The sequence below is a fragment of the Shewanella sp. 10N.286.48.B5 genome, from assembly GCF_002874355.2.
Lineage (GTDB): Bacteria > Pseudomonadota > Gammaproteobacteria > Enterobacterales > Shewanellaceae > Shewanella.
This window is the reverse complement of sequence record NZ_MCVG02000001.1, coordinates 1,512,748-1,526,556: the sequence shown is the minus strand read 5'-3', so window position 1 is coordinate 1,526,556 and position 13,809 is coordinate 1,512,748. Positions and strand designations below refer to the sequence as shown.

The 13,809-nt window shown below is 35.1% G+C and carries 8 protein-coding genes and 1 pseudogene; 3 read left to right on the top strand and 6 right to left on the bottom strand.

Going from position 1 to position 13,809, the window contains the following annotated elements; genetic code table 11:
* The first annotated feature begins 36 nt into the window (after positions 1–36).
* Genes BCU57_RS06605 through BCU57_RS06595 form a run of 3 tightly spaced genes read left to right on the top strand, consistent with a single transcriptional unit; the run spans position 37 to position 3,833 of the window.
* Complete coding sequence (locus BCU57_RS06605) at positions 37–843, top strand: hypothetical protein (RefSeq protein ID WP_102436481.1); 807 nt, start codon at positions 37–39, stop codon at positions 841–843.
* Between the two features lie 8 nt (positions 844–851).
* On the top strand, positions 852–3,023 hold the full coding sequence (locus tag BCU57_RS06600; protein WP_102436479.1) for a hypothetical protein: 2,172 nt from the start codon (positions 852–854) through the stop codon (positions 3,021–3,023).
* 3 nt (positions 3,024–3,026) lie between these two features.
* The gene (locus BCU57_RS06595) at positions 3,027–3,833 is read left to right on the top strand and encodes a hypothetical protein (protein WP_102436477.1); all 807 of its coding nucleotides are present in this window, start codon (positions 3,027–3,029) and stop codon (positions 3,831–3,833) included.
* Positions 3,834–4,099: 266 nt separating this feature from the next.
* On the opposite strand, the pseudogene BCU57_RS06590 reads toward BCU57_RS06595, so the two are convergent.
* The 6 genes and pseudogenes from BCU57_RS06590 to BCU57_RS06565 all read right to left on the bottom strand — a co-directional run bounded on the left by BCU57_RS06590 (position 4,100) and on the right by BCU57_RS06565 (position 13,757).
* Positions 4,100–5,202, bottom strand: a pseudogene (locus BCU57_RS06590) (IS91 family transposase).
* Positions 5,199–5,579 carry a tyrosine-type recombinase/integrase gene (locus BCU57_RS06585; RefSeq protein WP_413211412.1) on the bottom strand — a complete coding sequence of 127 codons (381 nt, stop codon included), beginning with the start codon at positions 5,577–5,579 and terminating at the stop codon, positions 5,199–5,201. Before BCU57_RS06585 ends, BCU57_RS06590 begins: the two are co-directional and overlap by 4 nt.
* Before the next feature lie 31 nt (positions 5,580–5,610).
* A complete protein-coding gene (locus BCU57_RS06580) occupies positions 5,611–6,138 on the bottom strand; it encodes a tyrosine-type recombinase/integrase (RefSeq protein WP_102436473.1) in 528 nt (175 codons plus the stop codon).
* Positions 6,139–7,759: 1,621 nt separating this feature from the next.
* The gene (locus BCU57_RS06575) at positions 7,760–9,049 is read right to left on the bottom strand and encodes a tyrosine-type recombinase/integrase (RefSeq protein WP_102436471.1); all 1,290 of its coding nucleotides are present in this window, start codon (positions 9,047–9,049) and stop codon (positions 7,760–7,762) included.
* A 111-nt stretch (positions 9,050–9,160) separates the two neighbouring features.
* Positions 9,161–12,547 (bottom strand): PAS domain-containing hybrid sensor histidine kinase/response regulator, encoded by a 3,387-nt coding sequence (locus tag BCU57_RS06570; RefSeq protein WP_102436469.1) that lies wholly within the window; start codon positions 12,545–12,547, stop codon positions 9,161–9,163.
* Complete coding sequence (locus tag BCU57_RS06565) at positions 12,534–13,757, bottom strand: EAL domain-containing protein (RefSeq protein ID WP_102436467.1); 1,224 nt, start codon at positions 13,755–13,757, stop codon at positions 12,534–12,536. Before BCU57_RS06565 ends, BCU57_RS06570 begins: the two co-directional genes overlap by 14 nt.
* Between the last annotated feature and the right edge of the window lie 52 nt (positions 13,758–13,809).

Below are 13,809 nucleotides of genomic sequence, written 5' to 3'. Positions count from 1 at the left end.
GCTTTTAAACAGGCAGTATCACCAACAGGGAGTTGTATGAAATCAGATGAAGTTGCATATGAGTTATTGCAAAACTTAGGGTATGCAGTAGAAGTCATTTCCACATCAGATAACGAGCAAAAAAAAGAAGCTGATTTTTTGATTTGCTATAAGAATATAGTTGCTATTGTAGAAGCAAAACTAAAGGAAGATGATCCGAACATAATTAACGAAAAAGAAAGAAATCTAGTAGCTGGTGAAGTTTCAATAGTTGAAGGTAAACTCGGTCGTAATGAAATACATTCAGGCATAATAAATAAAGCAACCAAACAACTTATTTCTTCGGGTGATAAAGAGCATGATTTTAAAATAATTTCATTTATTGCAACAGGCAGTAATGTAAAAACAAAAGCAGATCAATTTAAAGATACAATTTATGGCAGTACATTAATCATGGAAAGTAGTGATAGTGTAACTACCTCAAAAATCTGTTATTTTTTCAGGAATGCTGATTTCTACAGAAAAAAAGAAATTGATGCTGCCATTGTAAGTTATATTTTGAATGACAAAATCATTACTCAGCTTTGCTTAAACCCATACAGTAAAAAATTTGAAGTATTAAGAAACTCTATATTTCTAGAGCCTTTTAATGGTGCGGTTATAGATCCTATCCAGTTAGAAAACCAAGGGTTAGCTTATATACCTGACGCTGATGTTGAGAGGACATTAAATGATTTTCATAAATTATCCCCTGTATACAGTCCGATTTTACAACACTTAACCAAAAAATATAACACTGGATTTTTGGTGGGAGTTGATTTTGATTCGCCTGAGTTATCTATTAGAACAAACAAAGAAGAATAAATACCACTATGAACAAACAACTAGACCAAGACATTCAAAAATTAAAAGAAAAACAAGAACAATTACAGCAACAAGTTGCTGTAATTGAAAAACAAGAACCAAAACAAAAAGTACTGTTGGCTATCGCCAAACAGAAATATTTCTACTTAAAAGAATATCCTAACCTTATTTTTGATCGTGATACATCCTATCTTTGGCCTGAAAAAGAGCTTGATGTATCGAATCTAGAAACTGAACTTACAGGTAAAAACCTTGGTGATAAGGATGAAGTAAAATCTCTTTTAAGTGAATTAAAGAAGATCAATTATTTAAAAACTCAGGGTTGGGAAATACCAGCTCCTTTTGATTTTCAATCAATTATTGATAAGACCACATATCAAGGTAATCAGAGTTTACCATCGCTAGCATATCAAAGTGACGATATGCACTTTGTTTTCAAATATCAACATAATCAAAATACTATCCTTAATAAATCAGGACGTTTACTGGTATTAGGAGGTATGGGATATTGGTCTTCTTATTCAACACAAATACAAAATATATATCGTAATGCAATAGAAGAAACTAACCCCGTAAATAAAATAATTTACCAAGATAAGATAGAGTCATCTTGGTATATTGAGTTCAAAAATAGCGGTTCAATAAGTAGCTCGCAGTTTTTCTTAGTCAATAAAAGCTTTGCTATCAATGAATATTTGCTAGATCCAAGCTTTAGTAAACTTTCAGAAAAAGAACAAGAAATAACTTTAAATAAACACAGTGAAAAAGTTCAAGAAGATTTCTTACAAGTTCTTATTCAAAATAAATTTGTGCCTATTTTTGATAACCACAAAACTACCCCGCTTTACGATCTATTGTTAAACGACTTACCAAAATTAGAAGTTCAGTTAAAAGAAGTTAATGCTGAACTTGAGAAATTAAAGGCAATAAAAAATCAGCAACGTGAACTTTTATCTTCTAAATTCAATTATCAAGAACTTTTAAAGTTTAATCAGTTTGATTGTCAGGAAATTGATAAATCCCTCATTCGTTTTGCCCATGAGACTATTAGGTGGTGTGGGTTATTACAAGAGAAAGTAGCTGAATATCAAATTCGACAGCATAAATTAATAACTGAAGGTAATGCCATTACCCGTGATTTGTCACGAAAACGAAAAGTTGATTCAAACCTTTCAGAAACAGAAAAACAGCTTTTAGAAAATCGTCAAACATTTATGTTTGAGCGTTTAAATATGGATATGAATATCCCCATAGCTAATTTAGCCTCCATGAAACTACAGTGTTTAAATTTGAAGAAAAAACTTTTTAGGTTAAATTCAGATGACAATGGTTTGGTAAAGTTGGGGCAATTCTCCTCAGAGCCAAGAGCTAGCTTTGATTTGGTTGCAGAAAATAGCGCAACGATGTTAACGGATGCTCTTATGCGTATTGAGTTTTATCAAGATAACTCAGCTTTAGTCAATGCATTAATTCATGCAGAAAAAGAATGGACAAAAGACTTTAAGGCTATTAAGTCGGTATCTAAAGAAAAACTTAAATTAGAGTGTGAGGAAGATGATATTAATGAAACTCTTTGGAGCACATGGTTTACCGAATGGACTACTAAACGTTGGTTAATTGAACAATGCTTACAACCTCTGATTGAAAAAGGTATTGAGGGAGCATTTGTTGAACATAATGTAGAAATCCCAACCCCTTTGGTGATTAATTTAGTTGAGTTATTGACCACCTATAGAAATAAAGTTGATGACTTTTATTTATCAGATAGAAAAAGTATTCATCAAAAGTTTGCTTTCCAAGATGGCGGTGAATTGCAGGAAAAATTTGAAGCTGAAAGTGAGCTTTATAAACACACCATCGAATTTCAAACAAAGTTGCATGATATTGTTTTTGGCTTAGAGAAGGTTGAAGAACGGTTATGGCTATTTAGCTGGGGAGATACCTTGGTTGATATGGCAATTGATACAGTTTTAGATTTTATCAGAGATAAAGAATTGGACAGTATATCTCAAGCTGTTATCGGTGATTTTACTCAGTTGAGATTGCAAAATTATTCGACATTTATTAATGATGCTAAAGCACATGCTGAAATGTCAGCTAAATGGGATAAAGAATATAACTCTTTGATGTTTAAAATGCGCAAAGAGTTGAGTCAAAAATCTACAGAGAAAGAGGGATAAATTATGAGTTGGCTAGGTGATGCTTGGGATGCTGCGTGTTCTGTTGGGCGAGCGGTAGGTGATTTTTTTAGTGGTGATTCTGGTTCCTCTGATAGTTTGAGATCTAGTCGTTCGAGTTCTTCCAATACTAATTATGATCCTGATAAAGTTAGAATAGCTGAAATTGATAAAGAAACTCAATTACAACTTGCAGGGAAAGAGAAAGAACGTATCGAATTAATGCGTGATGCAAAAATAGAAATTTTAAGAGAACAAGCTAAATTTGAAGAAGCTATTACGCAAACCAAATTAAATGGCTTGCAACAAATGAGCGATATTATTGTAAATATGCAAGATCGTTTTAATGATGTTGCTGAAAAGCGACTTAAAATTATTGAGCAAGGTTCGATGGATATAATTAGAGGTATAGAGAATTTTTATCACGAGTTACAAATATCAATTGAGCAAAGAGATATTGAGTTTACAGAAAATAAGTTGCCTAATTTATTGGAGCAACTAGGAAAATATCCCGAAGATTCTGCATCACATAAACTCTACTTTAAAAAGATTGATAGTTTAATCGCAAACCAAACATCATATTCAGAGAGAGCTTTAATTGATCTATCAGCTCGACAGGACAAAATTATTACGAGTAGTTTAGCAACTAAAGAGCGGATTACCGCTCATACCGATCAGCTAACCTCACAGATCGTTGAAAAAATAGTTGATAAAAGCGAAATGTTACAAAGATCTTTGGAAGATAGTTTACCTGATTATCGAGATCAACTTGCAGAAGTTGCGACACAGCAACTAATCGAAAATAAAGACTGATAAAGTGTGCTAAATCAAAGCCTAACAGATAAGGATAGGCCGCGCGTAGCCGCGTCCTTATCCCAAGTGTTGAACAAGCCCGAGTGATACCTTTATAGTGTAAATATCGGCGTAAGATCTTACGCTTTTTCGATGTGTGCAGAGCAGTTACATTTTTTACTAGCCGCATAGATCCCATAGCATCGTCAGCTAATTTCTTTACCTAAAATATCAATGCCTTAGCACCTCCTGATACTTTTCTTGTTCCGCATCTTAAGTGTTAATTTTTAATCCTTCCGCTTAAACAGTGGCGTTAGGTGTGGTTGGTTTTGCCTAAGAAAGCTTGTCAGTCGTGCATGCTTATTCCTATGCACCCCCATAAATATCATCGGTTGTCGGCAACAAGGGCAAGGTCGTATGGCTTGAGTTTTAGTGGTGTTTTCGAGCGGCGCAAACACGGTGCCAGCAACGGCTAGCATCAAGCGTATTCGTTGCCGCAGCCTGGCTGAACCTCCTCTGAGTAATCCAAAATCTCTGACTCGCAGTAAGCCTTTCGGCAGTACATGTTGCAGTACCAACCATAGAAATTCGACAGTAGGTAATGTACGTATTTCAGTGGTGTTGGTTTGGCTATTTTGATACTCAAAACTAATTTGTCCGTCGATATTACTGACGATATTTTTATCGGGTAACACGCCGCGATAAAGGTATCGCGACAGGTACTTTAACGCTGGCAGTCCTTTACCCACATGTTGGCAGTCTACCACCCACTTTTGGGGTATTGAGCTAGGGAGTTTTAGACTCAGTTGCGCCAGCAGTCTTGCTCGCCACACTTTGGCCAGGTTAAAGGCGTTGAACAGGTATTTACCCTTGTTCTTTTTCCACTGTTTTTTGTGCTTATTAAAGCTGCCTGCCGGAATGATGAAGTGGATATGAGGATGGTAGTCACGCCTTCGGTTATGGGTATGCAGCACGCCCGTAAATCCAATATCACCACCGAGTTGCTTTGAGTTTTTAGCAAAGTCTTTTAGCACGCTGGCGGCCACCGAGAACATGGCTTGATACATCAACTCGGATTGATGTTTAGCCGTTACTCGCAACTCATAAGGCAAGGTAAACGTCACCATGTAATACTCCACGGGCAGGAGTTTAGCTTGCTGTTTGTTGAGCCACTCTGTCGTGGCGTTGTGCTGGCATTGAGGGCAACTGCGATGACCACATGACAGCGGGAAATCAGCAGTATGAGTGCAGCTGCGGCGCTGGTTCGCTCAGTATTGCTGCGACAATTAAGCATGGCGAAAATAGCTTGGCGCATGGATGATGTTATTTGACCATCATAAGCCTGATTAAAGGCATCGAGGTGGTCGCGTAAAAGTTCAATGAACTTCATAGGTTACACTCCCACTTGAGCACCAAATTATCAGTCAGTTGGTTAACGGACAGAGCAGTATTTTTTCGAGTAATAGTGGTGAGGCGGGTATAACGGGCGGTGGTATTAAGGCTGTTGTGTCCGAGCAAAGTTTGCACTGAGCGCAAATCTAACCCTTGCTCTAACAGATGAGTGGCGTAGCTGTGACGCAGGTTATGTGGGCTGATGGACTTATGAATATTGCACTCACGGATAACCCGTTTTAAGGCTTTTTGAATGCCGCCTTTATCTATCAATGAATCAGGTTTGCCATCTTTTCCTGGAAAAATCAGCCGTGGGTGGCGATGCGTTTGCCAGTAATATCGCAGCGCTAACAGGGTACGTTTGGGCAAGGGCACCAACCTGTTAATCACATGGATGTGATGTATGTCATTTTTGCAGGAGCAAAAAATGACCTTTACCGCCTTTAGCGTTACGAATGTGCACCTGCATCATCTGTGAATCGATATCGCCAACCTGCAGTGAAATGGCCTCACCGAGGCGCAATCCCATACTGTATAAGGCGAGAAAGCACACTTGATATCGCAGCTTATGGGTAAGGCTAATGACGATAGAAACTTCAGCAGGGGTAAGAATATCAGGCAGTCTTTGGACTTGTGGTGGCTTAACAATATTAAGCCACTCCCAGTGTTGATTAAGCACATGTCGATAGAAAAACTGTAGCCCATTACGGTCGAGTTTCACGGTGCTCCGTGAATGTGAATCAATCAAACTGGAAAAGTAGCGCTTTAGGTCATTAGTTGAAAGGTTATCAGGACAAGTGTCGAAATAAGCACTAATACGCCTAACGGCGCGGCTGTAGGCATCGATGGTAGCAGGCCGCTTGCCTTGCAGTGTTAAGTTGGTAAGATGTTGTTCATAAAGAAAATCAAAGCGTTGTTGCTCGTGAGTGTTCATAGTGATACTCCTAGATAACTGCCAAGGTAGGCGAGGTCTAGTAAGTATTTAAGATGGGAGAATAAAGGTGAGCTTTTATCTTTTCTGCCGCACAGCGGCTTCGTTCAACAAGCTGTTTAACAAGGACAAAAAACAGTTGGCTTTTGCTCCTTCGTCGCTAATTTTAGCCAACTATTATCAGCCCCTTAAATGGGCGTTACCGCATCGTAGATTTGCATACTTCGCTAATCCAATAATCATTTTCAGAGCTTAAGCTCTAACGCATTTTTGTCCAGGAACACGTTAGACAACCACTAAGGCAGTGTCCAGTTTATGAGCAGGAATGAACTCAGTATAAACAAAATGGGTTAGGGGACTTATCTGTTCCTTTGCCTATTGATTTTAAATTATGACAACTCAAATTACTTCAAATTTAAGCTTCATGTCCTTGTATATAATTAACTGAACAAAACTTCAAACTCGCAATAGGAATTTCTCAATGAAGATTCATTCAATATCACCAAATCATTATTAACTCTACTGGCAATGCATTGCTTTGATAAGGTCTTCGTTAAATTTATAGAAGTAAAACTTGAAGTGTTTCCGAATTTGCAAATTGATAATACATGTAATCTTAATCACGGTAAAAACGAACAAACTGATTTTTGAACTTCATAAATTTTTAAGCTGTTCCAGAACAATTTATACGTCCCAGTTTTAATTTTATAGGTCAACGCCTTAGACAAAGTTTCAGATTTCACGTAGCGACGCCCAATAAGCGAGCATTTAATCATTAGAGGTCGTTTGAAAATTATAACACTTTCATTAAAAGATTAAGCGCTATAAAATTTATCGTTATTATTCAAACGTTTGCGTTGTTTGTATAAAAATAGGTCATGGTGATAGAGTTTACAAAATACACCTGAAAACATGTTTTTATAGAACGAGTGTATGTTTAGGTGTAGTGAATCAATAAATGTAACTAGAGTTAAAAGCTTATAATCTGGTTTATAAGACGACAACTAGAAAGCCAACTTGGCGTCAATTTGAATACACCCATAGGTTATTATTTCATCAGGCTTTTATATCATAAAGGACAAGCTGTACTGGCACTCACTGCACTCGCATCCTTGACAATATAAGGCCTGAAGAAGATTGGCTTTATATGAAGTGAATGGATCACCCTGTGAAGTTCATAATCCGTACAGTTCAAATAACAGACATACTAATTGACGAGACATACTGGTTTCAGTTCAAACTGTAGTTATCCTATATAGCACATAGTTATTGATACATGGGCAAAGGAAAATCTCATACTGCCGTGAAATCAAAATTTAACTGTATAAGTTACATTACTTAATAGAGAAGGATAATAAAGAACAAATTCTCATATAGACCTTAAATCTCAAGTTAAAGGTTCCTAATCAAAAATTTTTTTATTATAACTAAACGTTTAAATGCTATTTAACATAATATACATTGTGCGTAGTTGTGTGTGGTATTTTTATATGCTTTTAAAGCTACATTAGACAACTAACATAGCTTTTAAATATGACCTTATTTTAAATTCTGAGCCTATTACCTTGATTATATCTTCAGATTTCACATAGCGTTGCCTGTTAAATATGCATATTTGATGACATTAATTAGCTAAATGATTAAATGGTTTATTATGTGCACTTTGATCACGTTCTGTCTGGCTAGTATGTAAATATTGTGACGTGGTATCAATACTTTCATGGCCTGCATCAGCTTGAACATGTGATAATGGTCTTTGGTTTAAATTGATGTCATGAGTTATACCGGTATGACGAATATTATGTGCGGTTAGTTTCCTCATGAGTTGACTGTCATAATCAAAACCATCTTCAAACGCTTTATCTGCTGCGAGATTTATTAAGGTATTAATTTCTTCACGAATTTGTCTTATCCCTAGGTTAGCATTTAGCATTCCAGAATCTCGACCATGACCAGCGGCTTTATGTCTAACAAAAATCGGATGCGTTTCATTGGCACTTGGTAATGCTGACAGGCCTAGATATTCTCTATAGGATTTAAGACCTGTTAGTAGTGATTTCGAAATAGCAATATTTCTTGCTTTGCCACTTTTAGAAAATGGTACATAAAAATACCAAATACCAGTATGCGGATTCTTTTTAAATTGACTCATTAATGGCGAGTATCCAGCTCTAGCGCTGATTTCAGAAATTCTAAGATAGCAACTATAGAGTAAATTAATTAAAAACAAGCTACGTTGATGTTTTTCTGGCTGCGATATTGCTAACTCAGAAACTGTAGAAACCACGTATGACCATTGTAGTTCAGTAAAAGCATGATGATTATCATCGTCACCTTTTATGTATTTTTTCTTAACAGCAAAACGACTGTATTTGAGCCATAATTGTGCAGGATTTTTCTCTGTGTATTCTTCACTAATTAAATAGCTATACATAGATGATACTATTGCTATTTTGGTTTTTAGTGCGTTATCACTCAAACTATATGGTTGTGGTTTTCCAAGTATTTTTTTACCTACAAATGGCCGCCATTGTGGATTTGGTATTCTTTCATTTATGCTTTTTTCTAGCTTAAATTGTGGCACATTAAAATAACCAATAAATTCGTTGGGAGGTGTTTCGCAGTATGCAATATACCTGGCGATATCTTTTCTAGTTACCATTATTGGCGATATTACAGCCACATCAAAACACCAATGTAGAAATGTGGTTAATTCACTTCGGTAGGCTTTATAGTTATTTTCACTATGCCGTTGCTCATATAACCAATCAGAGCAATGTTCAATAATTAAACCGGCATCAGTTACATTATCAAGAGAAATTTGAGTGATGTATTGATTAACGACACTATTACCTTCAAGTAAGAAGTCAGCAGAGTCAAAAAGCGGTAATACTGGTGGTAGAGTGTAATCCATATATTTTATATCTAATTAAAACATGTACTTATTCTAGCATTATCATGATGCCGATAACGTTATTTATCGGCATTAAAATCAATATTTTACTACTACAATCCCATTATTTGCTTACGAATCTTTGATTTGTAAAATTCCACGTTTAACTAATAAGTCCTTTATTCTTAGTGTTTCACTCTCAATTGTATGCAGTTTTTGTTTGATATCGTCAATTTTTGATGCGTTTTGCTCAATCCATTTAAACGTTTCCCCAATAACAGCAGCACCTGTCGAAAACGATATCCCTTTCAATGCGTGCGCTCTGGTTCTTATCAAATCAGATTGCCCTTCCTCTACTGCTTCAATCAATTTTTTAGTGTCTTGGGTAACACTATTCCAATACATTAATAAAATTTCGTCAGTTATTGTTTTATCATTGGTACCGATAATTTTAATTAAGTGCTTAAAATCAATACTATCATTAGCCTTATGGCGCTCAGTACAATCTACAACCTCCCCTATAGCTTGTGTGTTTTTGTCCCGACTCATATATTTACTTAGGGCAATTTTGAGCATTTTTAATTCAACAGGCTTAGCAATATAATCATTCATCCCTGCCCTAATACAATTTTCAAATTCACCTACAAGCCCATTGGCAGTTACTGCAATAATCGTCGTTGGGCTTAGCCCTTTGCGACTTTCTTCTTTACGGATTTTTTTTGTTAGCGCAAATCCATCCATATTAGGCATATGACAATCAGTAAGTATTAAGTTGAACCTGCCTGTTATCCATAATTTATATGCAGCATTTCCATCTACTGCTATTTCATGTTCATATCCTAGACTTTCCAATTGATTACTTAATACTAATCTATTCGTTGGCTCATCTTCTGCGAGTAAAATCAGATTACGATTTCGCTTTTTATCTACTTTAAGCGCTACCTCTACCCTATGGTTTTCCTCTATTTCTTTGTTTAGATCCAGTGTTGGGCTTTCAAGTTCACATAAAATAGCTAAACCATGGATTAAGTCGCTGGGTTTTAACGGCTCACACTTGACGACATAGGTCAGTGGATCAATGTAGCCATTATTTTTTATCTGATGTGGATTTAAAATTATTGTTTTTAAGCTTGTTGATTCTAAAATATTAGTTTTATCGACTGCAGATGTAATCACTACAACTTGTTCATCTTTTATGGCGCACAAATTCTCTAGCTTATCAATTCCAACTTGGCTGACATGTAAAGGGTTTAATTGGGCTATAATGTCCTGACAACACTTCGAAAGTTCTTTTGATTCATGAATAATATAAAAACGGTATTCACTAAAATCTAAATGTTCAAATTCATATTTCGTATTTTTATTTTTAGTTATAGGGATTGACAGTCTAAAACAACTGCCCTTTCCTAATTGACTTGTTAATTTAATTTCACCACTCATTAATTCACTAAATGATTTACAAATACTTAACCCTAAACCTGTGCCACCAAATTTTCTTGTAGTCGATGTGTCAGCTTGAATAAAAGGTGTAAATAATTTTTTTTGTTGTAACTCTGAGATCCCAATACCGTTATCTATGACATCAACAACCAAAGAAACACTAATCCAATCAAATCTTGTTTTTATAATCACAACACCTTTTCTTTCTAAGCTTGAAAATTTTATCGCATTGCCTACCAAGTTAAGAATTATCTGTCTGAAGCGTACGGCATCAATTTTAACTTTATCTGGGATTTTTAAATCAGGACAAATATATAGCTGTATATTTTTATTATTTGCATTGATACAGAGTGCATCTACAGCTCTTTCTATTAAAGAAAGAATGCTTACTGATGTCAGTTCTAGTTCAATTTGTCCCGATTCAATTTTTGAAAAATCTAAAATGTCATTAATAATATCTAATAACGAAAACGAAGAATCCTTTATGGTTGCCGTCATACGCTTTTGTTCTGTATCTAAGTGAGTTTGTCTGAGTAAATCAATCATACCGATTACACCATTCATTGGTGTTCTGATCTCATGACTCATAGTTGCTAGAAATCTAGATTTGGCTTCGTTAGCATGTTTTGCCGCTTGGGTTTCTTTTTCTAACTCGATTTGAATTAATTTTTCATGGGTAATATCAATATTGATGCCAAACATCATTGTGGGTTTATTATTTTCATTACAAGATACATTCGCCGCGCACCGAACCCAAACTAACTCATTGGTTTCAAGGTTAAAAACTCTAAACTCAATTTTAAAAGAGCAGATGTTATGAATAGCAGCTAAGATATGATGTTTAATTTCTTCAACGTCTTCTGGGTGAACAGCATTAAGCCAATCTTGGTAAACAAGCTGTTGGTCTAAATTGATCCCATATAGCAGTCGCGTACCTTCATCCCACTTTAATTTATTCGTAACTAAATCTAATGACCAATTATTTACACCTCCTGCCTCTGATGCGATAGTGAGTCCGGCTAATAGATCTTCTCTTTCTTTACTTATATTTATTAGCGCTGTTTCTATATTTTTTCTATCTGATATATCTTCAATTACAGCGATCATATAAATAGGTTGGTTTGTGACATTATCACACACTAATGATACTGATATGTTAGCCCAAAACTCACTTTTATCTTTCCTAACATACTGTTTATCTAGGTTAAAAAAATAAATTTCTTTACGAAGCAGTTGCCTAATTAGCATCTCTGATTTTTCTATATCAGTATCAACAGTCAAGTCTTTTATTGATAACTTACAAAATTCTTTCTCGCTGTAACCAAAAATTTTGCATAGCATTGGGTTAACTTCAACAATGTATGAATCAACATTTACTCTTGCGATACCAATTGCAGCTTGATTAAAAGCTGATTTGTAAATCATTTCTTTATTAAATAGTTTTACATACAAATCTAATTCGCGTTGTAATTGTTCTTGTTCCGCGGTGATATCTCTTATTAGTGCGAGGTACAATGTTTCATTTTCATGTGGTAGTTTACTAATTGAAATTTCTATAGGGATATATAATCCAACTTTATTTAAAAAATATAACTTTTCAGGTTTACTCACTAATTTTTTAATCCGCTCAATCATAGTGTCAGTTGATTTTTGATGAGTAGGTTCCGTAAAAAACAAAAATAGTGATAAATGGCTTGTTATTATGTCGTCTTTACAACAGACCAAAATCCTTTCCACTCGTTCACTAACATTCAAAATAACACCGTCTTTGTCTATTAGAATATAACCGTCTTTACTTAATTGTGATAAAACATTTTTATTAAAAACATAAAATATTTTCTCTATTAGGTCGTTATTCAGTTTTTCAGGAATGACTTCTTTCCTACAATGGGTAGTTGGAGTTTCGATAATAGCTAGCTCATGCTTATTCAATTTACTTAAATGTAGATAAAGGATTAGCAGCCAACATGTAGCGAAAAAAGTGAGTGTTATCATATGGCCAGCTAAAACAACAATAGCAGCAAGTAACAAAACCCCATATATTATAAAAATGGAACCAACCCTTTTAAGTCCGTTCACATGTTAATTCCCTTTGAAATTTTACCCCGTAATCAAGCCCCTCCTTATTAATAACCGTTATTATTTTATTGGCTGGAAAAGGTTTACAGAAATAGAATCCTTGAGCAATATTGCACCCCAGTTTCTTAATTACATCTACAGTTTCTTTTGATTCAACACCTTCTGCAATCGCTGTCATTTTAAGATCATTGGCAAGTAAAATACTTCGTGTAAACAAAGCTTGAGACTTAGTATTTGTAACAATATTTTCAACAAAGCATCTGTCTATTTTCAGTTCATGAAAAGGTAACATATGTAATTGTTCTAGTGAGGCGAAGCCTGTACCAAAGTCATCGATTGATAGTTTAAATTTCATCATGCGTAATCTCAGTAAAGCTACAATCATCACTGATGGGTTTGAAGGGATTGCAGTTTCAGTTAGCTCGCAAGTAATCGAATTGCAAGATATTTTATTTTTACTGGTTACTTCTTCTAACCAAAAAGGTAAGTCCTCTTCATCAAGCACTTTACCTGAGATGTTAATTGATAAACTCAACGAACGATATTTTACATCCAATTTAGCAAAGTTTTTTATGGCATCTTCAACAACAGCTTTGGTAATACTTAGAATAAATTTATTTTCTTCTGCTGCATGTATAAATTGAGAAGGCGAAATCACTTTATCACCATCAACTATTCTAGCTAATGCTTCAAAGCCACAAATTTGCATGGTGTCAAGATTATATTGTGGTTGTAAGTAAGCGCGAACATTACCTTTATTTAAGTGATACTCTAATTGTTTAAATGTGAGGGTTGCTATGACTTGTGTTTGAGGCATACTATCAGCATTAGTGGCTTTAACCAAAAACTCACTCAGCATTGTTGCGGTGATGGGTTTACGAACTACACCAAGAATATTAAGATGATAATAAGTGGCTAATACTTTAGCAGAATTAAGTAAAGTTTCACCTTCTCCGCTGAATAATACAATAGCACTGGTATATTGAATTTCTATGAGTCGTTGAAGTAAATATAATCCGTCTTTTACGGGCATATTTAAGTCACAAAATATCAAATCAAAATGTTTTTGTTTGATTAAATTAAATGCTTCTAATCCATCAGCCGCCTCGATAATTTCATAAGTCCCTAGTTGTTCTAGACTTCTTGTGAAAATTCGTCTAACTATTGGCTGGTCATCTACTACTAAAATTGAGTTAATGTGCTTTTTCACTCAGATTTCACCCATCGAATGTCCATTTCTTACTATGAGTATAGACCACTTA

Bases quoted from the DNA above. Each gene is read 5' to 3' on its own strand.
- BCU57_RS06605 (WP_102436481.1), top strand. From the start codon at position 37: ATGAAATCAGATGAAGTTGCATATGAGTTATTGCAAAACTTAGGGTAT.
- BCU57_RS06600 (WP_102436479.1), top strand. From the start codon at position 852: ATGAACAAACAACTAGACCAAGACATTCAAAAATTAAAAGAAAAACAA.
- BCU57_RS06595 (WP_102436477.1), top strand. From the start codon at position 3,027: ATGAGTTGGCTAGGTGATGCTTGGGATGCTGCGTGTTCTGTTGGGCGA.
- BCU57_RS06580 (WP_102436473.1), bottom strand. From the start codon at position 6,138: ATGAACACTCACGAGCAACAACGCTTTGATTTTCTTTATGAACAACAT.
- BCU57_RS06575 (WP_102436471.1), bottom strand. From the start codon at position 9,049: ATGGATTACACTCTACCACCAGTATTACCGCTTTTTGACTCTGCTGAC.